This is a genomic window from Cytobacillus oceanisediminis, from assembly GCF_007830235.1.
In the GTDB taxonomy this organism is placed as follows: Bacteria; Bacillota; Bacilli; order Bacillales; family Cytobacillaceae; genus Cytobacillus; species Cytobacillus oceanisediminis.
Window position 1 is genome coordinate 49,942 of sequence record NZ_VLKI01000014.1, and the last position, 21,095, is coordinate 71,036.

The window sequence follows — 21,095 nt, forward strand, 5'->3', positions numbered from 1 at the left end:
AAACAAATTCCCCATTTCATTTTATTTTTCGGCTTATGCCATACCAGATTAAATCTACCCTGTCAGAAAGGACTGCGGTATCCTGATAGGCCCAGCCAGTTATATCCCGCCACTTTCTGTCTTCTGCTTCCATGGGAACAATGCCTTTAGTAATATCCGTTCCTATTAAAATAATTTCTCTATGGATATCTTCTTTTTCCCAATCAAGCCAATCCCTTAGATGATTCTGCCATCTGGTTCGAACCTCATTGTCACCTGACTCCTTTAACCAATCCCGGATCCAAACCTCAATGCCCTCCATTACAACAAGTCCATTTTTATGAAAACCAGTGACTGTTTCACCCTTGTAGGCGGAGACCCACTGGCACGGAACATTCTCCAGCTGATAAAAGTTCCTCACCCATCTGGATTTTCCGTTAAAGGCGCCACCCGTAACAAAGTGCATCTCTCACCCCTCCTTAACTCTTCCTGATTCCATACAAGCTCGTATCCTTTTCCAAAGGGGATAGGCCATTCCCAGAATTCTTTGCCATCAGGTCCATATTTGCTTAACAGGTACCGGATCACACCGCCATGCGTTACAATTGCTGCTTTCCGAATCCCTTCTTCTAGCATTCGATTAATCAGCTTTTGCCAGCCCCTATCAACCCGTTCCGAAAATTCCTCGAAAGATTCCCCTCCGGGCACCTTTTCTAAAAAAGGGGCTTCTAGCCACCTTTGATAATCGGCATCATCTTTTAATTCTTCATAGGTTCTGCCTTCCCACTTGCCAAAATAACATTCCCGCCATTCTTTGCCTATTTCCAGTTTGTTTCTTGGAAAGAGTATTTTAGCTGTTTGCTGGCATCTTCCTAAATCACTGGATTGAACCAATTCATAACCGCTAGGAACTTCAGCTATTTTTTCCTTATCGATGGGGCATAGAGGGGAATCCGTCCAGCCCAGGTAGGCATGCCGCTTATTGGCCTCTGTCAGCCCATGGCGAAATAGTGCAATAGCCATACAACCATCCATAGCAAAACCTCCGTTCCTTCTACACTTGCACCCAGCACATCTCCTGTCATGCCGCCAAACCATGTGTTAACTTTTTTTGATAGGAAAAAGAAAAGCAGCACGGAAATCACAATCATTATAAGAACTCCAATCAGAGCTGGGTCCATAAGCATTCCTGCTGCTCCGGCAATTATCAGCAGATAGATGGGATAGATATGCAAAGTATTACTGGAAGCGGACTGCTGAAATAAGAATCCGAGGCCTTCCTCCTTGGCGGCCTTCACCTTCAGCAGCAGTATTCCCATCATCATTTTTCCGAAAAAAGGGATCAAGGCAATTAAAAAGTAAGATACAGAACTTGCCAGCAGGACAATTTCATAGATGAACAGAAAGCGAGTGCTTAATAAAACAAGTACGGATAACACACCAAATGCTCCTGTTCTCGGATCACTCATGATTTCGAGCCTTTTTTTCTGATCGCGATAAGAAAAAAAGGCATCGCTCGCATCCATCCACCCGTCCAAATGAATACCGCCAGTCAGTACTATTCCTGCGAGCCAAACTGCAAATGCAGCTACTAAAATTGAAAAAGGAGTCCATTCAAGAAAAGCATAAAGAATAAAGGCATAAAGGCTGCCCTGAAACAGTCCAACTAGCGGAAATGTTCTTATCGCCTTCTCAAGATGTTCCCTGTCCATCGGAAGGGCTATCGATATCGGAATGCTTGTAAAAAATTGAAGATTGATTAATAATCCCTTAAGCGATTTCATCGCTGGTTCTCCAATTAAATACAATTTTCATCAGCTTTTCCCAATCTAAATGCTTCAGCATGCCCTCGGCAAGTTCATCATACTTTTCATCGGCCACTGCACCCTCAGCCTCATTACTTTCAACGTTGGAGAGTGAATCCTCTACTGGAATGTGATGATTATTTATGTATGGAAGTACACCAATTACAGGAAGCTTTGTTTTATCTTCAATCCACTTGATGCCATCCTCGAACAGCTCGGGTTTACCGTGAAATTTATTAATAATAATGCCCTGTACCCGTTGTCTTTCTTCTGGAGAAAGCAGCTCCAAAGTTCCAACAATGCTTGCAAACACTCCGCCCCTTTCAATATCGGCGACTAAAATCACCGGCACATCTGCCATCTCAGCTGCCTTCATATTGACGAGTTCTTTTTCTTTTAAATTGATTTCGACCGGGCTTCCCGCTCCTTCCAAAACGATAAGATCGTAATCCCTGCTTAATTTTTCAAGGGCCATCTGAATAGTTTCCAGTCCTGCTTGATAGAAGGAATCCTTGTAGCACCTCCCAGTAACCGTACCGATTGGATCTCCAAGGAGAACAACCTCTGATTTTTGGTTTGGCTTAGGTTTTAATAGGATCGGGTTCATCCACTCGCTTGCCGCAGTTTTTGCTGCTTCTGCCTGGAGCCCCTGGGCTCTCCCAATTTCCTTTCCTTCCTTTGTTACATATGTGAAATTGCACATATTTTGCGATTTAAAGGGAGCCACCCGATATCCTTCGTTCGCAAATGCCCGGCATAAAGCAGTAGCGATCAGGCTTTTCCCGACATCAGATGATGTACCCTGAATCATAATTCCTTTCATGCAGGTTCTCCTTTCATTTGAACTGGAATACCTGCTTCAACGAGATATGCTTGATTAGCTACTTCCACGATTTTTTGATGAAGTCTGCCCAGCATTTCCCCATATGTAAACACCAGTTTATTCCCGCCAATCAGTTCGTTTAACACTTCATTACTGACAATAATGATGGCTTTGCACCTCTGATGAATTTCAGCAATAGCCTGCAGAATACCAGAGGACACCTTCTCCTGAAAATCCTGTTTCCTCCATAGGTCTTCGGCCAAAAAAAGCTCATTATTTAAAAGAGTTGTCAAACAATCGAACAGAATAATATCATTTTCGCCAAAGAATTCAGAAAGCTCTGCAAGCCTGGCAGGCTGCTCCCAGGTTATCCAGCTCATCCCGCTTTTTCGCCGGTCTTCCTTATGCCTCTGGATTCTTGCTTCCATCTCAGAGTCATACGCTTTACCTGCAGCAATGTAATGAAGGTTTCCGCCAGTCTGTTTTGCCAGATCAGCAGCAACCTTTTCTGCAAAGGAGCTTTTTCCGCTGCGCACTCCCCCAGAAATAAAAATTAGCGAACCTTCCGCCATTCCTGTATCGCCTCCATCAGCCGGTCATTATCTTTCGGCCCTTTAATGGCAAAACGCAGCCATTTTCCTTCAAGTCCAGGGAAATTCATCGTGTGCCTAGGGATTATTCCTTTTTCAAGCAAAAATTGAAAGAGAGGGAGCTGAGCCTCCAATTTGGAATCCTTCAGTAAATAAAAATTCACAGAAGAAGGGGAGACAGAAAAATCCAGCTGCCGATAAAAAAGAGCCAGCCTATCCCTTTCCTGTTTGATCAATTTCTTTGTTAATTGGACATGCTCTTTACTTTCAAGGCACCACTCTCCTGCTTTTAAAGCGAGAGCATTTACACTCCAGTGAGGTTTTAGGGCAGCCATTTTTTCAATTAAAACCTCGTTTGCTAGCAAGTAGCCGAGACGCAATCCAGGAATCGAAAACATTTTTGTCATGGAGCGTAAGACTATAACATGCATGTTGTTTTTTATTACAGGAATAATAGATTGATAGTCGCAGGCGAAGTCATAAAAAGCTTCATCCATAACAAACAGACAATTATAAACCCTGCATCTTTCTATCAGTTCCTCCACAATCCCCGAGGAATAAAAAACACCGGTGGGGTTGTTTGGATTGCAGAAAAACAGAGCATCAGCATCCTTTAGTTTTAAAGATAACGCTTCCATATCGAGGTTCCAGCCTTCAGGCTCCAGCTGATGATAGGCAACCGTGCAGCCATTTACCCTGCAAGCTTCCTCATATTCCGAAAAGGCCGGCTGAATAATCAGCACTCTTTTTCCAGCTATCATCCTTGCAATTAGAGTAATCAGCTCGGCACCGCCATTTCCGACCAGGATCTGCGTTTCCTTTACTCCCTCTGCAGCGGCCAAGTTACTTTTTAAAAGAGAGGCATGAGGGTCCGGGTAATCTGTAATATATTCAAAAAGGGTATTCCACCTGGCTTTTAACTCCTGAGGAGGGCCAAGAGGATTTATATTTGCACTAAAATCAATCCGTTCTGCTGGCATTTTAATATTCATAGCTTCATATAAATATCGGGGATTAGAGCCGTGTGAGGGCCATTTCAAGGAGCATCCCTCCTGTCCATAGTAAGAGTAAAAATATGAAAACAGTCCTTTTCATAATCGATATGCTTTTTAAAATATGTTCTTTTTCAAGAAGGACCATAGGGTTTCCCATTGTTGCCCTGTTGGAGATTACACCTTTATAAAAATTTATTCCCCCCAATTGGATGCCAAGTAGAGCTGCCACAGCTGCTTCCCCCCAGCCGCTGTTGGGACTTGGATGCTCCCTTGCATCTCTTAGCAATATGCTCCAAGCATCTCCAGCTGAAGTATGGTCCGGCTTTTGGGTCAGCATGATGCATACCGATGTTAACCTGCTGGGAATCCAGTTAGCGATATCATCAATCCTTGCAGATGCCCAGCCAAATTCTCCGTATCTTTCATTTCGATGGCCTACCATGGAATCACATGTATTTATAGCCCTGTAGATAAGGGCAAGCGGAGCACCGCCAATGAATGCCCAAAATAACGGAGCAGTAATTCCATCGCTTGTATTTTCAGCTACCGTTTCCACTGTAGCCCTGACAATCCCGGGTTCATCCAGACTATCTGTATCCCTGCCAACAATATACGAAAGCTTTTCTCTCGCTTCTTTCATATCTCCTTTTGCCAGAGGTTCGTAAACATCCAGAGCCGCTTCTTTTAAGCTTTTTTGAGCGATGGCAGTGAAAATAAGAATTCCTTCTGCCAGGATGCCGGCGGTCGGGTGGATTCCATAGAAAAATCTGATGATTAAAAAGGAAATCCCTCCTGCAGCCAACAGGACGATTGCCAGCATGCCGGCTCCTTTTAATTTTCTCGATCGTCCTTTATTAAGCGATTTTTCAAGTTTATATATCAAAGCACCTATCCACCTTACAGGATGCGGCCAGTTTGGAGGGTCCCCTATCACCATATCAATGATATAGGCTAATGTAATAGCAATCAGGTGATGCATGATCATTTTTTTATCCTTCTTTGTGAATTCTGTATCGCCATAACTGTACACTCATAGACACCTTTTCCAATCACTTTGCCAAGCGGTGTAATGGTTCCTGCATACTCAAGGTTCTCGCCCTGCTGAGTGGCAGCAATCAAAATACTATCTGTAGATGTTCCGGTTGCAATCGTCCCTGTTACAGAGTCCTTCACCTGCTGGTCATGCAGAGCCCTTGTCTTTGCCTCGGTTGCGGTCATGATACATTGAATAAAAGCTTCCTCTGTCAGATTTCCATTAACGAAAACCCATGTGTTGATCGTTCCAGGTGTCAGATGATGAGAATGCACTTCACTTTTCGAGGCGTCAACAGCATTGCCGACACCTGCTGTCACGACCACATACACAGAGAAGGTTTCTTCTTCACAAAATTTGCTGCTGTAATCTTCAACATATACGGCAGTCATCATCCCCACTGTTTCTCCGGGTTCAAAGCCGATGTTCCGGACAAACTCCGCCATCTCTGCTCTATGATCACTGCAATCATAATTCTTGCTCACATGCCGGTTAAGAAATATGCGATTCCAGCCGGTCCCCGATCCAGTTACACCTGATGACATGGTTTTCAGCGGAAATGGCGAGCGAAGGACTAGCAAATTTTCCTTTACCTCCAGGCTGGCTGGATCGACTCGCTTCTCTGATTGGCTTTCCGCCTGAGAGCGTTCAGGCACCAACACCATCTGAGGGGCCGGGACTCTTGGATGCGGGAGCTTCTCAATCTTCGTCCTATAAACCTCCCGTATCCGCCCTTCTTTCAAAACCTCATTGGGAACGTGGTTAATATTGACTTCGCCATTCTCCAGCAGCAATAGGCGATCACAGTACAGGCCGGCCAAATTCAAATCATGAAAAATAGAAATGACCGTCAACCCGCAGTCCTTTGACCATACAGAAAGCAGATCCAGCAGTTCCTTTTGATAGGATAAGTCAAGATGGTTAGTCGGCTCATCCAGCAATAATATTTCCGGCTCCTGGGCAAGGGCCTGAGCTAAAAACACCCTCTGTCTTTCACCGCCGGATAATTGCTGAATATCAAAGTCTTGAAACTGAGAGATGCCCGTCTGCTCCATGACTCGATTGACCGTAGCCTCATCTTCGCTGCTCCAGCTCTGAAACCAGCCTTTTTGATGGGCATAACGGCCAAGGGAAACCGTTTCCTTAACGGTATAAGAAAAGGCCTGAGAGGAGTGCTGAGGCAGAACAGCAATAATTTTTGCAAGCTCTTTCGGTGTATACTGTGAAAGATTCTTTCCTTTGATCAGAATATCTCCTGACTTATAAGGCAAAATGCCGCTCAGCATCTTAAGAATCGTGGTCTTGCCGCTTCCATTCGGCCCCAATATTCCGAAAAGCTCCCCTTTTTCCACTTCAAAGCTTATATTTTTCACAACCGGTGCACCGGCATATCCGCCAGTGATTTGCTGAACGCTTAGCATGATTAACCACTTCTTTCTGAACTAAGATATGCACAAGCGCCTGCTCACCACCGACTTCTTGAATGGGTTGACGATTGCGCTGGACAGTTATCGAAGTTCAAAGTTTATTCTTTCTTTTAATTAAAATAATAGCAAACACAGGTGCACCGATTATCGCTGTAATCACACCAATTGGAAGTTCGGTAGGTGCAATGATCGTCCGTGAAACCAGATCAGCAATAATAAGAAAACCTGCTCCCATCAGAATGGATAGCGGCAATAGATGCTTATGATCCGGCCCCCATAACAGCCTGGTCAGATGAGGGATCACAAGCCCAACAAATCCTATCGTTCCAGACACAGCAACAGCTGCACCCGTTAAGATGGAACCGGCTATCAGGACCATCATTTTTCTCTTCTGAACGTCCACCCCTATATGGTGGGCCTTTTCTTCTCCGAAGCTCATGGCATTAAGCTCCTTGCTGTTCACTAAAAGAAGGATGGCACCTATCACAAAAAACGGAAGGATAATGTTAATATATGCCCAGCCCCTCATGGATACACTGCCAAGAAGCCATCCGATAATTTGCCTAAGCTCCTCTCCCGTCAAGGCGATCATAAGGGATATGAGCGCACCAAGAAAAGAGCTGAAAATAATTCCTGTCAAAATAATTGTTTCCACTTTCATGGATCTTTCAATATTTCTAGCAAATAACAAAACGGCAAAAATGGTTAAAAAAGAAAAAAGGATACTGAATAAGGGCAGGGTAAACATTCCGGCAAACGGAATAGATAAACCTAAAAACAAAGTTAAAACAGCACCGAGAGAAGCTCCGGAAGATACTCCTATTGTATATGGATCTGCCAGAGGATTTCTTAATAAACCTTGAAAGGCGGCTCCCGCAATTGCAAGAGACGCCCCTACTAAGCCGGCCAGCAATACTCGCGGCAGCCGAATATTCATGATGATATTTGAATGCATAGTGTCTGTATTTTCTAATGAAATAAATGGAAGAACCTCAGCAGCTATCACTTTGATAATCGTCATAGGGGGAACAGACACCGTACCAATTGAAATCCCCATCAGCATAGCAGAGAGTAAAAATGCTGCTGCTAATACATAAGCTAGTATTTTATTATTTAAATACATCCGGATATACTGCTTTTGCAAGTTCCTCGACTCCTTCAACAATACGCGGGCCAGAGCGGGTAACCATATCGGAATCTACATCGACAACTTGCTTATTTTTCACTGCGTTTATATCCTGCCAGCCATCCCTGCTCATTACATTGCCAACAGCATCTTCAGTGTAATAACCATGAGTTGTGATGATCACATCCGGATTTCTTTCAATAATCGCTTCCGGATCCATTTTTGGCCATCCTTCTTCAGTTATGATATTTTTTGCATTTATTGCACTTAACATCTCGTCCATAAATGTATTTGTACCTGCCGTATAGATTTCAGGAGCAGGTGAAACTTCAACGAATACAGATTTACGATCCTCTTCTTTTATGCCTTGAGCTTTTGTTTTAATTTCATCAAGCTTGCTCTTCATGTCCGAAACAAGCTGTTCCGCTTGTTCTTTTTCTCCGGCCGCAGTTCCAACCATTTCAATGGATTCAAAAACCTGATCAAAGCTCTTCGCATCATTTACAACAAGCACTGTCACGCCAGCATCCCTTAATTGCTGAAGACCTGCTTCCGAATTATGTGCACTGGAAGCGTGAGCTAGGACAAGGTCGGGGTTTAAAGAGATAATTTTCTCTACATTAAATTCCATGCCCCCAATCTTTTCTTTCTCAGTGGCTTCAGCCGGGTAGTTATCAAAATCGGAGACTCCTACAACTTCCTCTCCCAGCCCCAATCCAAAAGCAATTTCTGTGTTGCTTGGAATCATGGAAACGATTCTTTCAGGCTTGGATTCAATGACCACTTCATTATCAAGAGCATCCTTTATGGTTACAGGGAATTCAGATTCTTCCTCCCCAGCAGACTGATCTTCCTTAGCTGAATCATTATCCTTAGGCTGCTCAGCACTCTCCCCGCAGCCAGCCAGCACTCCAGCAGCCAGCAGCATAGCCAATAACAACGAATAAAATTTCTTCATCCTTCATTCCTCCAATACTTTTCGACAAAATTCTGGTGGTACCTGGTACCAACAATATAAATAAAAAAACATCTCCTCAAACGGCAAGGAGATGTTTGTGTGGTCATAATTCAGAAAAGCAAAAAGAATAGATGGCCGGACCAAACACCTCCCTATCCTCGTAGGTTAAGAGTGCTTAAGAATCAGGCAGGTCTCCTGGCTCATGGTCATTGCTATTCTGCTCCTTCCCATACAATTAAAGTACAGTGGGTGTTGCAGACAGCTCCCATTTACAGTGGCGGGACCGCGCTGGAATTTCACCAGCTTCCCTATTAAGTCTTCAAAAGAATAAATGGCCTATTGGCCTTTACTCCCTTTAAGAAGACACCTGTTCTTTCGTGCATATTGAATTTTTTCTATTTCCGATTATACACCATTCAACTAAAAATGTAAGAGAAATTTGCTGAATGCTGTAAAAAAGTTCAGAATTCTATCGGGAGTAAATCTTCCATTCCCTTGTTTTTTTATCGAATACAATCTTGGCTTCACAAGGTTCCTTCACGATGGATTCATATTCGTCATACATGTCATCCATGTTGGCAAAATCGCCAATTATCCAAATCGGAATTTCAATTCGTACCCGATTCTGGTCAATGTCCTTTATCGACAGCACTGCCCCTTCTTTCATTAATGGCTTCAGTGAAAGAAGGACATCTCTTGAAATGGGCGGATACGTCCTTTTCTTTTTAATGCCGAGCAGCGTTTTTTCGACTTTCATTTGCCCCATTTTACCCGGTATGACTTCCCCGAGCATCCGATAAAAGTCATTCAGGTCCCGATAATAAGTACGGTTAAACCAGCCGTCATCAATGGCAAGGTACACATACCGATTGCTCAAATAATTGTAAAACGGCGGCTTTAAGTGTTCTTTAACATGGCCAAGGTAAAGAAGCTCTGCGATTGACTGGCCTGGAAGCTCATTTACAGCTTCCTCTTCCTCAAAATCGATCCAGCAAAAATCGCCATAGCTGTATACATCATCTTCCACTAGCCTTCCCAGTTTGTCTCTTGACACGTAATCAAACATCGTATGCATATTATAATCGCCATGTTCATAACGGTGCTTCAGCAATAGCAGATTATTAATTGAATCTGAAAGAGTACGGACAAACTCCGCGAATTCAATTCCATAGGTCATAACATACTGATCCTGTTCATTAAGATGGATATAGATGAGATCACGAATAGTATGATTTCTTTTTTTCAATGGCGAAACCTCCGAACCGTTAACAAGAGTAGTATATTCAATAAAAAAACAGCTTCTGACTTTGAAACTGTCTGCCTAACATTACGAATATTTTCTTCTCTTATTGTAGCAAAAATATTAAAAAATATCTTTCCAGATTAGAAAAATATTATTAGATTTCCCATTTTATTTCCATATAACCTCTTTACATTATTTCAATATATAATGAATAAATTAATTATCGGAAAGTAATCTTTTCTTTGGCCCTTTATATTTTATGGAAAAGCAGGAAACTATCACGCTCTTTATTTCGTCTAATTAATACCGAGCAATAAAGAAATCACATCGAAACAGCCATTGTAAGGGGTATTTTTCTTTGTTAGGATAAAAATGTAAAAAAAGGTAAAGAAACCAGGTGTGTATGGATGGACCAGACTAAAAGATTTTCAGATCGAATTGATTGGACGTTATGTTTTCTATTGCTGCTATTTTTTCTCATTAGCTGTACCGCTATATACAGCGGGCAATCCTCCGATCAATATGCTGGCAACTTTGTTATAAAACAAATCGTTAACTATGTAATCGGAATTATTATTGTTGCTGTAGTTATGTATTTTGATAGTGAACAAATCAGGAAGCTCACCTGGTTCTTATACGGTTTAGGGATCATTTTATTGCTGGGATTATTTGTTGCACCGGAAAGCATAGCACCTGAGCGCAAAGGGGCAACTCTTTGGTATGTGATTCCCGGGCTAGGCTCCGTTCAGCCCTCCGAGTTTGTAAAAGTTTTTTTGATCATTGCTTTAAGCAAAATCATAGCTGACCATAATCAACAATATTTAAGTAAGACACTTGGTTCAGATTTTTTTCTTCTTACTAAGCTTGGGGCAGTGACATCGCTCCCATTAGGGTTAATTATTATTGAAGACCTTGGAACAGCCCTAGTTATTGTCGCTATTCTAACAGGAATTATTCTCGTTTCAGGAATATCATGGAAAATACTTGTGCCTATCTATGGGTTTCTGGGAGCCATCGCCGGCACCATTCTCTATCTGGTTATACAGGCACCGGAGATTCTGGAGAAATACCTGGGGGTAGACCCCTACCAGTTTAGCAGGATTTATTCCTGGCTTGATCCTGTAAACCATAAGCAAGGAGCGGGAATGCAGCTCTATAACTCTATGATGGCAATTGGGTCAGGCTTGATTTCCGGAAAAGGCTTTACTGACAGGCAGGTATATGTCCCAGATGCCCACACTGATTTTATTTTCAGTGTCATTGGAGAAGAGTACGGCTTTTTTGGAGCGAGCGTTGTCATCAGCCTATTTTTTCTTCTAATCTATCATTTGACAAAAATAGCGTTGGAAACAACTGACCCATTCAATACCTATATATGTGTCGGTATCATCAGCATGATAACCTTCCACGTTTTCCAGAATATCGGGATGACCATCCAGGTTCTGCCGATTACTGGCATTCCGCTGCCTTTTATCAGCTATGGGGGCAGTTCGCTTATGGGAAATATGCTGGCAATGGGCCTGATTTTCAGCATGCGATATCACCATAAATCCTATATGTTTTCAACAGATTCAAATTTTGTTGCAAAATAACTCCAGCAGAGTATAATAGCATTAATATATGTAGAGTCCATGATGAAGAGAGTAGCAAAAGACCCCTTCCTTAAGCGAGACAGGGACGGTGTAAGCCTGTTGGAAATTCTTTTGCGAAGCGCACTTTGGAGATGCAGAGCTGAAAATCGGGTAGGCTTTGCCGGGGGTTAAGGATCCCGTTAACAAATTTCTTAAAAGAGGTCCAATCATTTAGAATGGACAATCAGAGTGGTACCGCGGGCAATTCAAGCTCGTCTCTATTTTTAGAGACGGGCTTTTTTATTTTCAGGGAGGTGTAATTATGTTGAACTTTAAAGAAATATTCACCGCTCAATTGGCATCTGCTTTGGATCGACAGATGTCTGAAGAAGTGATTGCTGCTTTAATCGAAATTCCCAAAAATCCTGAGCATGGGGATTTGGCTTTTCCTTGTTTTACGCTTGCCAAAGCATTAAGGAAATCGCCGGCAGTTATTGCAGTTGACATCGCTAGCCAGATTCGGGCCCCGCTCATTGAAAAAGCAGAAGCATCTGGCCCTTATATTAATGTCTTTTTTTCAAAAGCAGCTGCCGGCAAAATCATTATGGAGAGAATTCTCAAAGAAGGAAAAGAGTATGGGAAACTTACAATTGGCGCCGGAAAAACAGTGGTGCTCGATTTTTCATCACCAAACATTGCAAAGCCTTTCTCCATGGGCCATTTGCGCTCAACGGTTATTGGAAATGCACTCGGCAATCTTGCTGATAAATGCGGTTATCAAACTGTCAGGATTAATCACTTGGGGGATTGGGGCACCCAGTTTGGCAAGTTAATTACAGCTTATAAAAAATGGGGGAACCAAGATAGAGTAAAAGAAAATCCAATCCAGGAGCTGCTTAGCTTATATATTCAGTTTCATGATGAAGTCGAAGAGAATCCTGCATTGGAAAATGAGGCACGATATTGGTTCAAAGAGCTCGAAAATGGCAATGAAGAAGCTGCCAGCCTCTGGGAATGGTTTAGAGAAGAATCCTTGAAAGAATTCGAACGCATATATGACATGCTTGGGATCAAATTTGATTCTTATAACGGCGAGGCTTTTTATAATAACAAAATGGAAGCTATTATTGAGAAGCTAAGCGCCAAGAATCTGCTTGTTATGTCCGACGGAGCTGAAGTAGTTCAACTTCCTGATCTGGACCTCCCTCCTTGCCTGATCAAAAAATCGGACGGTGCAACCTTATATGCAACACGTGACCTTGCCGCAGCTTTTTACAGAAAAAAGAAATATCACTTTGATCAGTCCTTATACATTGTCGGCCAGGAACAAAGCATCCATTTCCGCCAGGTTAAAAGTGTCATTAAAACGCTGGGCTATGAATGGGCAGACCACATGGCACATGTCCCGTTCGGCCTTTATATGAAGGACGGCAAAAAGATGTCCACCCGAAAAGGCCGGGTTATTCTTCTGGAGGAGGTTCTGAATGAAGCTGTCCTTCTCGCAAAGCAAAATATTGAGGACAAGAATCCACATTTGGAAAATAAAAAAGATATCGCAGAAGCTGTAGGGATTGGCGCCATCCTTTTTCATGATCTGAAAAATGACCGCATGAATAATATTGAATTTTCACTTGAAGATATGCTGACATTCGAAGGCGAAACCGGCCCTTATCTGCAATACACCAATGCTCGTGCCTATTCCCTGCTGCGCAAGGCTGAAGATGGCCCTTCATCTGAAAATGGCCTTTCTGATTCACATAGCTGGGAAATTATAAAGCTCCTCTATCAATATCCTGACAAGCTTGAGCAAGCATACCAGCATCTTTCACCATCTGTCCTGGCAAAATATTTAATAGATGTGGCTCAGGCCTTTAACAAATATTACGGGCAAGTAAGAATATTAGAGAAAGATACGGACATTAAAGGCAGGCTAGCACTTGTAAAGGCTGTCACGATTGTGCTCTCGGAAGGCATGCAAACACTCGGAATGAGGGTGCCTGAACAAATGTAAAAGGAGAGGCCGTTATGGTCTCTCCTTTTCTTCTTTATATCGGGACTTTGCCAACTTTACTTTAGCTATGCTTCTTACTAAAAAACCGCCGACAAATATGGCCATTAAAACAAGACCCGCATAATTCAAGTTCACTAATTTAAGAATGACACTGGCGACCGTTGCCATATAGAGAGCGCCCAGCATATAGGTAATCTCTTCGTTTTCGAAGTAGGCTGTGAGCTTCGCCCCGAATTGAGATCCGACCAGGCCTCCACCAACTAAAGAAATGCCAATCCAATAATCGATGGAAATCGCGGAAGCATACGAGAGAAAACCTGCTGTCACGATTAATAAAATAGCAAATAAGCTGGTGCCAACTGCCTTTTTAGGCAATAATCCCAAAAAGGCAACCGATAAAGGCACCATAATAAAGCCCCCGCCAACCCCCAGTGTGGTTGAAACAAACCCAGCAAAAAAACCGATTAAAATCATCTTTATAATTGAAGGAGACCGTCCATTGTTGTTCTCCGTACCCGCTTTAGATTTCTTTCCTCTTTTAAGCATGGTAAGAGCAAAGTAAGACAGCAGGACGATATAGAACATAGGAACTGCCCACACATCCCAGCCTCTTTCTTCCAGAAAAAACACAAAGGGCCGAGCTGCCTGTGTTGCAGCCATTCCGCTCATGCCTAGGATAAGGCCTTGTTTCAGCAAAATATTCTTCATCTTGATATGAGCGGAAATACCGGAGATGGAGGTTCCGATTGAAAAAAGCAAACTTGTTGTAATAGCTTCTATAGGAGAAAATCCAAATAGCATTAAAGTCGGGGTCAAAATAAATCCCCCTCCTACCCCAAAGAAGCCTGAGAGCACACTTATAAGTGCCCCTAGAATAATGAATAAAAGATATTCCATTTGAAATCCTCACTTATGAATGTTTTACTTATTGACTGATACTATATCACTTTACCATACTTAGCAGGGTTTATAAGAATTGATCTCCACATTCGCAAACATTTCGGAAGGATAATATCCCAAACCCTTAACAATCCATTCCAGCATGACGGGCTGACCCGAAAAGTGGTATACTTCACATGTGTAATGATGAAAGCTATAAAGGAGAATAAAATAAATGTCTGAAATGATTCATGTAATAGAAGCATGGCTCATGGAGTACGGAGTCTTTGGCTTGTTTTTCGTCTCCTTTGCCGATTCTTCTTTCTTTCCGATTCCACCTGATGTTCTGCTGATTCCAATGGGAATATCCAACCCTGATAGTGTGCTTTGGTACGCTTTTATTACCACAGTCGCTTCCGTATTGGGAGCTATTCTTGGCTGGTTTATCGGAAAAAAACTTGGCCGTCCTGTATTAAGGTACATTATCTCTGAAGAAAGAATCCAAAAGGTTGAAGACTATTTTACAAAGTATGGTGCGATGGCGATTTTAATTTCCGCATTTACTCCGATTCCTTATAAAGTCTTTACGATTTTTGCCGGAATATCAAATATCCGTCTGAGAGTTTTAGTCATTTGGTCCATCATCGGCCGAGGAGCCCGTTTCTTTCTGGAAGCTGCCATTATTATGGTTCTGGGTGCACAGGCAAAGACGTTTATCGAAGAAAACTTTACAATGCTAACGCTCATCGGCGGACTAGTTATCCTTGTTGTTTATGTTATTTACCTTGTTATTAAAAAAAGAAATAAAACTGCGTAACTCTATCCCGGTTTAAAACCGGGATTTTTTTCTTTTGAACATTCCCCTATAAAAATCTTATTTATAATTATTATAAATAAATATTGATTTTAATTTAATATTTGTTATAATAAGATTACAAGCTAATCAAAGGGGGATTTTTCAATGGAAAAATTATATTCAGCATTAAATGTTCAAATTGCAAACTGGAGTATTCTTTATACTAAACTGCACCGTTACCATTGGTTTGTAAAAGGGCCATTCTTCTTTGCCCTGCATGAAAAATTTGAGGAATTATATAATGAAGCAGCAGAAGTTGTCGATGAAGCAGCTGAACGCCTGCTTGCGATTGGAGGCACTCCGGCAGCAACTCTGAAGGAATACTTAAGTGTGGCTACCCTGGAAGAGTCCCATGGTGAAAAGAAAGCAGAAGACATGGTTGCAGGTTTGGCTGCAGATTACAAACATTTAAAAGAACAATTAATTTCATTAGCCCAGGCCGCTGAGGAACACGAAGACCAAGTGACAGCAGATTTTGCAATCGGGCTTATTGAAAAACTTGATGCTCACATTTGGATGCTAAACGCCTACTTAGGAGAATAATTTAATACAGAAAAAGAGTCGGTGAGAATCACTGGCTCTTTATTTATGTTCGGAAGAGGGTACCTTTATGGTCTCAATTATTTTTTCCAAACAGCTGCTCTGAGATGTTATGATTGACCTGATTAGTTCATACAACTTAGAAAGGAGTTTCCTTAATGGCAAATTTAAAGTATTCTTTATTCATTTTTTTAGGCGCATGCAGTTATGGCATCTTGGCATCAATTGTCAAGCTTGGTCTTCAGGCAGGCCATACCGTTCACGAGCTGACAGGCAGCCAATATTTATTTGGGCTCCTTTTGCTAATACTTTCCTTCCCTTTTATCAAAAAAACGAAAGTGTCCCTTAAACAAGCAGCCGCTCTGCTAATTACCGGTGCCTCCCTTAGCTTAACGGGAATTCTTTATGGGCTGAGCCTTGACCGGAACCCGGCTTCCATCGCTGTTGTCCTATTATTCCAATTCACCTGGATTGGTATTCTTATAGAAGCACTTTATGAAAAAAAGAAACCAAGCAATGCAAAAATCATTTCTTCAGTCTTTCTGATTATTGGTACAGTGTTTGCGAGCAACCTTATTGCCGGCGGCTCCCATACGTTTAGGGCAGACGGACTAATTTACGGACTCCTATCCGCCGTTACCTTTGCATTGTTTATTTTCGCAAGCGGCAAGGCAGGAAAAGGAATCCCAGGAATTCAGCGTAGCATCTTTATTACGCTTGGAGGCCTTCTTCTAGTTGCAGCTGTTTCCGGGCCTACTCTAATCAATGGCGGATTACAACTGCAAGGTTTATGGAAATTCGGGCTGCTGATGGCCTTATTCGGCGCCATTTTCCCTATTATCTTCTTTGCAATCGGCTCTCCCCACATAGACTCGGGACTGGCCACAATCGTCGGCTCTGCGGAACTTCCAGCCGCTGTTGCTGCTGCCATGCTTCTGCTCGGAGAAAGAATCACAGAAGCACAAACCTTTGGAATTGTCCTTATCCTGATCGGAATCAGCATTCCACAGTTTTCTTTTAAAAAAGTTTCAAAGAACCGTTATAGCACATAAGGAGGGGAAACCCTCCTTTTTCTTGAATACATAAACCTATGAGGAGGGATTTTTTTTGATAGATGCTGTTTATAAAAAAGTCATTAATTCCGAGGAAGAGCTCCGTTCATTGCTGGGAACTCCCAGCAGAACAGCAGCCAATAAAATCATACATAAGCTGGATCATCATTGCCGGGAGTTTATTGGTAAGTCCCCTATATTGTTTCTCTCAACTGCTGACAGTGCGGGCAAATGTGACACTTCCCCGCGCGGCGATGCCCCTGGATTTGTACATATTTTGAATGATCATTCTTTTGTAATCCCTGAACGCCCTGGAAATAAAAGGGTGGATTCATTACTTAATATCCTATCCAACCCGTATATCGGCACGCTTTTTGTTATTCCCGGACTTGAGGAAACACTAAGAATCAATGGCCGTGCGAAAATAATTAGAGATTCGGAGATTTTAGAACAAATGGCAGCCCAAGGCAAGAATCCGATTCTGGGAATAGCTGTTGAAGTGGAAGAATGCTATATACACTGCGCAAAAGCTTTTAAGAGATCTAAACTTTGGGATCAAGGCGAATGGCTGGATAAAAAAGATTTGCCTAAACCCTCACAAATCCTTGCCGACCATGTCAATCTGCCTGATTTGGATAGTGATAAAATAAAAGCCGCCCTTCAGGAAAGCTATGAGAAGAGGCTGTATTAAATTCAATTTGGGGCCTGGAGCAGGTTTCGCAGATAAAACAGGAATTTGGAGGATATATTCAAATTTCCACGGATAAAAAAGAATTTCCGCGGTGTTTATTTAATTTTTTCGCGGATATCACATTTTCCTGTCAGCTAAAAAGGGCTTTGGACTCGTCCAAAGCCTCTTTCACGTGGAAAACTGCTATTGTCCGACTTAAATAACTGCAGCTTGCCACTTGCGGCAATTAGTTAAGTATGTTTTCCTGTTTACGCCAAAAGGAATTGGGTATATGAAAGTATGCAAATATACAATTCTTTAAGGAGTGAACGATATTGGACAATAATCGGTATTGGGGCGGGTTTGATTACCTTTTGGCCAAGCTGCCTGACTTATTATTAGCACTTTTAGTTTTATTAATTGGATGGGTTATCGCAAAAGCCATTGAAAAGGCAGTTTTAAAAGGACTTCGTAAAACCAGCCTCGATGACAAGGTATTCCCCGATAAAGCAAACAGAAAATATTCATCCGAAAAAATTATCAGTAAGATCATTTATTACCTTCTGCTAGTATTCGTGTTCATCTTATTCTTTAATATTCTTGATTTGGACATTATCGCTACTCCCCTAGTGGGCATGTTCTCCTCAATCATGGCTGCCGTTCCTAGCATTTTAAAAGCAGCCCTTATTCTATTATTTGCATGGCTTATTGCTTCCGGCCTCAGCTTCTTAATTAGAAAAGGCGGAAAAACGCTAAAAGTTGATGAAAAGTTGGATAAATGGAATTTAACCGACAATAAGCAGCAGCCTTCCACTGTAATCGATAAGGTTGCAAAAATTGTTTTCTATCTTGTCTTGCTTATTTTCCTGCCAGCTGTATTGGGTGCTTTAAACCTGAATGGCATTGCGGGTCCGTTCACCGGCATGGTGGAAAGTATCCTGGCATTCCTGCCTAAGCTTTTGGCAGCAGCCCTTATTTTATTAGTTGGATGGTTTATTGCAAAAATTGTCCGCGATATCGTAACGAATTTCCTGCAGGCAATCGGAACTGAGAAATTAACGAAAAAACTTGGCTTAACTCGTTTATTTGAAGGGACAAGCCTTGCTTCTGTGATTGGTACCGTTGTATTCGTACTGATTTTAATCCCCACAGTTATCGCTGCGTTAGAACGCTTGGATATTGAAGGCATTTCCGGACCAGCCATTGCGATGCTGAATGACGTTCTGACCATGCTGCCGAATATCGCCGTAGCCATTTTCTTTGTGCTGATTGGTGCATGGATCGGAAAATGGGTTCGAAAATTCGTTTCCAATCTTTTAGAGCGAATCGGATTTGATTCGTATTTCTCAGGAATGGGATTGAACAAATCTGCTGCAACAGGTAGTGGTTTGAGCTTCTCCCAGGTTATCGGCTATATTGCTGAGGTCATTATTGTCCTACTGTTTGTTGTGCAGGCCCTTAATATTCTGGGTCTTGACTTCCTGGTAACACTTGCAACCGGCGTTATTGCTTATCTGCCTCATGTCATTGCGGCTCTCGTTATTCTTGGAGTGGGCTTATGGCTCGGCAGCCTTGTAAAAAAACTGCTGAGCACCATACTTCAAGGACCGCATTATAAATTTCTGGCAAACGTTGCGCAAGTAGCCATTGTCGCCATCTCGATCTTTATGGCGCTTGACCAGCTTGGCCTTGCCGCATCCATTGTCAATGCTGCCTTTATTCTAACGCTTGGCGCATTGGCACTTGCATTCGGCTTATCATTCGGCCTTGGCGGAAAAGAATTTGCTGCCAAGTATCTGCAAAAACTCGATCGGAAAATTGAAGAAACGACCATTAATAAAGATGCAGATACAAAAAGGGTGCTGAAAGAAGCAATACCTGAAAAGAAAACAGGAAACACTTCATCTGCCCCTACTAATGTAGATAAACCGATAAATCCATCAAGCCCGGATCCGACCAGAAATCCGGCCAACGACCCATTAAATCCGCGCAATAACCGCATGGATGAAAACAATGGGCCAAAGAAGCCATAAATAACGCCAAGTGAAGCACGTCCTTTTGGGCGTGCTTTTTATTTTTTAGCCTTTACCCTTCACAAAATCAAAAAAATTAAGTACAATACTAATACCAATAAAACCAATAAGAAAGGTCGGGAAATGATTTGGCAACTAAACCTTCTTCCATCCCCCGTCCGCTAGTAAGAACAAACCAATGGTCTATTGTATTGAGTGTTTTAGCCGCATGGCTTTCTGGTCAAGCATGGATTCTAGCCATTCCGCTGCTCTCAAGCATAATGGGCTTATTATTTGGTTTCAATCCTATCATGCGTTTTGCGAAGCTTTTTTTAAAAAAGCAGCCTTCAGAATATATCCCCGAGGATTGGGATCAGCAGCAGTTTAATCAAGTTATTGCAGTTGCTTGCCTGGCATTTGGCTTAATTAGTTTTCTGCTGGGTTGGACGTTCGCCGGATATGCGTTTACGGCTATGGTTGCTTTATCTGCATTTATTGCCATTCTTGGATTCTGCATAGGATGTTATATTCGTTTTCAGCTAAGCCAATATAAATACCGAAAATCTTCGGAAAGAACATAAGGCAGCCGTTGTGGCTGCCTTTTTCTTTTCCTTTTTGCCCAGTTTGTTTCAAAGGACTTTTTTACGGGTACTTATGTCATATCAACACTAAATTTCGGCAACGTTCTTATAAATCAATTCTGAGGTGAAAAAAATGAAAACTGCCAGCAAGTTTCTTTTAACGAAAGAAGATATGACTAACCCCGATATCGTACCTGAGTGGGTCATTAAGGAATACCTAACCTTTCATGATACAGTAACGGATAAAACGTTCCCTTGTTATTTTGGGATGACTGCAGAGCTAAGGGGCGAGCTGCGTTATGCATATATTACCCAGGAGGACTGGTCCAATCTGCCGGAAGCCCTTGAGTCTTTTATCGATCTTTTCAATGCTCCCAAAATGATTCGGCACGGCCTTTTTGTATTTGTAGAGCCGGAGAAAGAAGAAAAATCATTAGAACATTACAGAGAGTCTTTCTGGAATATCCTTCAGTACTTGCATAAAGTTGATACAAAGCCTTGGCCGAAAGATTATCCAACAGATCCCGACCACCACTTATGGGCATTCTCATTTGCCGAAGAACCTTTCTTTGTGTTTGGAAATGCACCTGCTTATAAACAAAGAAAGACAAGGGATCTTGGCAATAGCCTTGTACTGGGGTTCCAGCCGCGCCGAATCTTTGAGGGCCTTGAGGGTACCTCCAAAGGAGGCATAATGTCCAGAGAAAAAGTAAGGGAACGTGTAGAAAAATGGGACGGACTCCCTACCCATCCAAACATCAGCCACTACGGTGACCCTGAACACCGTGAATGGAAGCAATACTTTATTGGCGATGATGTTAAACCAATCGAAGGGAAATGCCCTTTTCATCATAAATAAGTAAAAGGCTTGGACAACAGATGGTCCAAGCCTTTTTAAGAGTGTAAAAATTCAACCACAAAAAAGTTGCTAATATAATTTAAAA

The 21,095-nt window shown here is 42.2% G+C and carries 21 protein-coding genes, 1 riboswitch and 1 other annotated feature; of the genes, 9 read left to right on the plus strand and 12 right to left on the minus strand.

What is annotated here, in order from left to right; translation table 11 throughout:
- Positions 1–16: 16 nt before the first annotated feature.
- From IQ19_RS19225 to IQ19_RS19275, 11 genes are all read right to left on the minus strand, one after another.
- Positions 17–445, minus strand: a complete 429-nt coding sequence (locus tag IQ19_RS19225; RefSeq protein ID WP_144544153.1) for a bifunctional adenosylcobinamide kinase/adenosylcobinamide-phosphate guanylyltransferase — start codon at positions 443–445, stop codon at positions 17–19.
- Complete coding sequence (locus IQ19_RS19230) at positions 397–1,014, minus strand: histidine phosphatase family protein (protein ID WP_144544155.1); 618 nt, start codon at positions 1,012–1,014, stop codon at positions 397–399. Before IQ19_RS19230 ends, IQ19_RS19225 begins: the two co-directional genes overlap by 49 nt.
- Positions 972–1,763, minus strand: a complete 792-nt coding sequence (gene cobS, locus IQ19_RS19235; RefSeq protein ID WP_144544157.1) for an adenosylcobinamide-GDP ribazoletransferase — start codon at positions 1,761–1,763, stop codon at positions 972–974. Before cobS ends, IQ19_RS19230 begins: the two co-directional genes overlap by 43 nt.
- Positions 1,750–2,607, minus strand: a complete 858-nt coding sequence (locus tag IQ19_RS19240) for a cobyric acid synthase (RefSeq protein ID WP_144544159.1) — start codon at positions 2,605–2,607, stop codon at positions 1,750–1,752. Before IQ19_RS19240 ends, cobS begins: the two co-directional genes overlap by 14 nt.
- Positions 2,604–3,179, minus strand: a complete 576-nt coding sequence (locus IQ19_RS19245; RefSeq protein ID WP_144544161.1) for a bifunctional adenosylcobinamide kinase/adenosylcobinamide-phosphate guanylyltransferase — start codon at positions 3,177–3,179, stop codon at positions 2,604–2,606. Before IQ19_RS19245 ends, IQ19_RS19240 begins: the two co-directional genes overlap by 4 nt.
- Positions 3,161–4,237: a threonine-phosphate decarboxylase CobD gene (cobD, locus tag IQ19_RS19250; protein ID WP_144544163.1), complete on the minus strand. Its 1,077-nt coding sequence runs from the start codon at positions 4,235–4,237 to the stop codon at positions 3,161–3,163. The genes IQ19_RS19245 and cobD overlap by 19 nt, the downstream gene beginning before the upstream one ends.
- Complete coding sequence (gene cbiB, locus IQ19_RS19255; protein ID WP_144544293.1) at positions 4,212–5,177, minus strand: adenosylcobinamide-phosphate synthase CbiB; 966 nt, start codon at positions 5,175–5,177, stop codon at positions 4,212–4,214. The genes cobD and cbiB overlap by 26 nt, the downstream gene beginning before the upstream one ends.
- Entirely contained in the window at positions 5,174–6,646 is a 1,473-nt protein-coding gene (locus tag IQ19_RS19260) for an adenosylcobinamide amidohydrolase (protein ID WP_144544165.1), read from the minus strand. Before IQ19_RS19260 ends, cbiB begins: the two co-directional genes overlap by 4 nt.
- A gap of 97 nt (positions 6,647–6,743) precedes the next feature.
- Complete coding sequence (locus tag IQ19_RS19265; RefSeq protein ID WP_144544167.1) at positions 6,744–7,796, minus strand: FecCD family ABC transporter permease; 1,053 nt, start codon at positions 7,794–7,796, stop codon at positions 6,744–6,746.
- Positions 7,762–8,736, minus strand: coding sequence for an ABC transporter substrate-binding protein (locus tag IQ19_RS19270; protein WP_144544169.1), 975 nt, complete (start codon positions 8,734–8,736; stop codon positions 7,762–7,764). Before IQ19_RS19270 ends, IQ19_RS19265 begins: the two co-directional genes overlap by 35 nt.
- Before the next feature lie 168 nt (positions 8,737–8,904).
- A riboswitch (cobalamin riboswitch) is annotated at positions 8,905–9,091 on the minus strand.
- Between the two features lie 114 nt (positions 9,092–9,205).
- Positions 9,206–9,982: a hypothetical protein gene (locus IQ19_RS19275; RefSeq protein WP_144544171.1), complete on the minus strand. Its 777-nt coding sequence runs from the start codon at positions 9,980–9,982 to the stop codon at positions 9,206–9,208.
- Between the two features lie 404 nt (positions 9,983–10,386).
- Here IQ19_RS19275 and IQ19_RS19280 point away from each other — a divergent pair, with 404 nt between their 5' ends.
- On the plus strand, positions 10,387–11,571 hold the full coding sequence (locus IQ19_RS19280; protein WP_144544173.1) for an FtsW/RodA/SpoVE family cell cycle protein: 1,185 nt from the start codon (positions 10,387–10,389) through the stop codon (positions 11,569–11,571).
- 30 nt (positions 11,572–11,601) lie between these two features.
- Positions 11,602–11,833, plus strand: a binding site (T-box leader).
- A 42-nt stretch (positions 11,834–11,875) separates the two neighbouring features.
- Positions 11,876–13,561, plus strand: a complete 1,686-nt coding sequence (argS, locus tag IQ19_RS19285) for an arginine--tRNA ligase (protein WP_415802612.1) — start codon at positions 11,876–11,878, stop codon at positions 13,559–13,561.
- A gap of 12 nt (positions 13,562–13,573) precedes the next feature.
- On the opposite strand, the gene IQ19_RS19290 is transcribed toward argS, so the two are convergent.
- Positions 13,574–14,458 (minus strand): sulfite exporter TauE/SafE family protein, encoded by an 885-nt coding sequence (locus tag IQ19_RS19290; protein WP_144544176.1) that lies wholly within the window; start codon positions 14,456–14,458, stop codon positions 13,574–13,576.
- Positions 14,459–14,675: 217 nt separating this feature from the next.
- On the opposite strand from IQ19_RS19290, the gene IQ19_RS19295 reads away from it, so the two are divergent.
- The 7 genes from IQ19_RS19295 (at position 14,676) to IQ19_RS19325 (ending at position 21,010) form a co-directional block, all read left to right on the plus strand.
- Positions 14,676–15,257, plus strand: a complete 582-nt coding sequence (locus IQ19_RS19295) for a YqaA family protein (RefSeq protein ID WP_144544178.1) — start codon at positions 14,676–14,678, stop codon at positions 15,255–15,257.
- Positions 15,258–15,401: 144 nt separating this feature from the next.
- Positions 15,402–15,839 carry a Dps family protein gene (locus tag IQ19_RS19300; RefSeq protein WP_144544180.1) on the plus strand — a complete coding sequence of 146 codons (438 nt, stop codon included), beginning with the start codon at positions 15,402–15,404 and terminating at the stop codon, positions 15,837–15,839.
- 155 nt (positions 15,840–15,994) lie between these two features.
- On the plus strand, positions 15,995–16,888 hold the full coding sequence (locus tag IQ19_RS19305) for an EamA family transporter (protein WP_144544182.1): 894 nt from the start codon (positions 15,995–15,997) through the stop codon (positions 16,886–16,888).
- 55 nt (positions 16,889–16,943) lie between these two features.
- Positions 16,944–17,579, plus strand: a complete 636-nt coding sequence (locus tag IQ19_RS19310) for a pyridoxamine 5'-phosphate oxidase family protein (protein ID WP_199749503.1) — start codon at positions 16,944–16,946, stop codon at positions 17,577–17,579.
- 314 nt (positions 17,580–17,893) lie between these two features.
- A complete protein-coding gene (locus tag IQ19_RS19315) occupies positions 17,894–19,591 on the plus strand; it encodes a mechanosensitive ion channel (RefSeq protein WP_144544184.1) in 1,698 nt (565 codons plus the stop codon).
- 128 nt (positions 19,592–19,719) lie between these two features.
- Entirely contained in the window at positions 19,720–20,151 is a 432-nt protein-coding gene (locus IQ19_RS19320; RefSeq protein WP_144544186.1) for a DUF4395 domain-containing protein, read from the plus strand.
- Between the two features lie 133 nt (positions 20,152–20,284).
- Positions 20,285–21,010 (plus strand): YqcI/YcgG family protein, encoded by a 726-nt coding sequence (locus IQ19_RS19325; protein WP_144544188.1) that lies wholly within the window; start codon positions 20,285–20,287, stop codon positions 21,008–21,010.
- The last annotated feature ends 85 nt before the right edge of the window (positions 21,011–21,095 follow it).

What these genes read in the sequence shown, in the direction of transcription:
- IQ19_RS19230 (WP_144544155.1), bottom strand. Translation starts at nt 1,014, where the DNA reads ATGGATGGTTGTATGGCTATTGCACTATTTCGCCATGGGCTGACAGAG.
- IQ19_RS19280 (WP_144544173.1), top strand. Translation starts at nt 10,387, where the DNA reads ATGGACCAGACTAAAAGATTTTCAGATCGAATTGATTGGACGTTATGT.
- IQ19_RS19305 (WP_144544182.1), top strand. Translation starts at nt 15,995, where the DNA reads ATGGCAAATTTAAAGTATTCTTTATTCATTTTTTTAGGCGCATGCAGT.
- IQ19_RS19300 (WP_144544180.1), top strand. Translation starts at nt 15,402, where the DNA reads ATGGAAAAATTATATTCAGCATTAAATGTTCAAATTGCAAACTGGAGT.
- IQ19_RS19245 (WP_144544161.1), bottom strand. Translation starts at nt 3,179, where the DNA reads ATGGCGGAAGGTTCGCTAATTTTTATTTCTGGGGGAGTGCGCAGCGGA.
- IQ19_RS19240 (WP_144544159.1), bottom strand. Translation starts at nt 2,607, where the DNA reads ATGAAAGGAATTATGATTCAGGGTACATCATCTGATGTCGGGAAAAGC.
- IQ19_RS19260 (WP_144544165.1), bottom strand. Translation starts at nt 6,646, where the DNA reads ATGCTAAGCGTTCAGCAAATCACTGGCGGATATGCCGGTGCACCGGTT.
- IQ19_RS19295 (WP_144544178.1), top strand. Translation starts at nt 14,676, where the DNA reads ATGTCTGAAATGATTCATGTAATAGAAGCATGGCTCATGGAGTACGGA.
- IQ19_RS19325 (WP_144544188.1), top strand. Translation starts at nt 20,285, where the DNA reads ATGAAAACTGCCAGCAAGTTTCTTTTAACGAAAGAAGATATGACTAAC.
- IQ19_RS19225 (WP_144544153.1), bottom strand. Translation starts at nt 445, where the DNA reads ATGCACTTTGTTACGGGTGGCGCCTTTAACGGAAAATCCAGATGGGTG.
- cbiB (WP_144544293.1), bottom strand. Translation starts at nt 5,177, where the DNA reads ATGATCATGCATCACCTGATTGCTATTACATTAGCCTATATCATTGAT.
- IQ19_RS19270 (WP_144544169.1), bottom strand. Translation starts at nt 8,736, where the DNA reads ATGAAGAAATTTTATTCGTTGTTATTGGCTATGCTGCTGGCTGCTGGA.
- IQ19_RS19290 (WP_144544176.1), bottom strand. Translation starts at nt 14,458, where the DNA reads ATGGAATATCTTTTATTCATTATTCTAGGGGCACTTATAAGTGTGCTC.
- cobS (WP_144544157.1), bottom strand. Translation starts at nt 1,763, where the DNA reads ATGAAATCGCTTAAGGGATTATTAATCAATCTTCAATTTTTTACAAGC.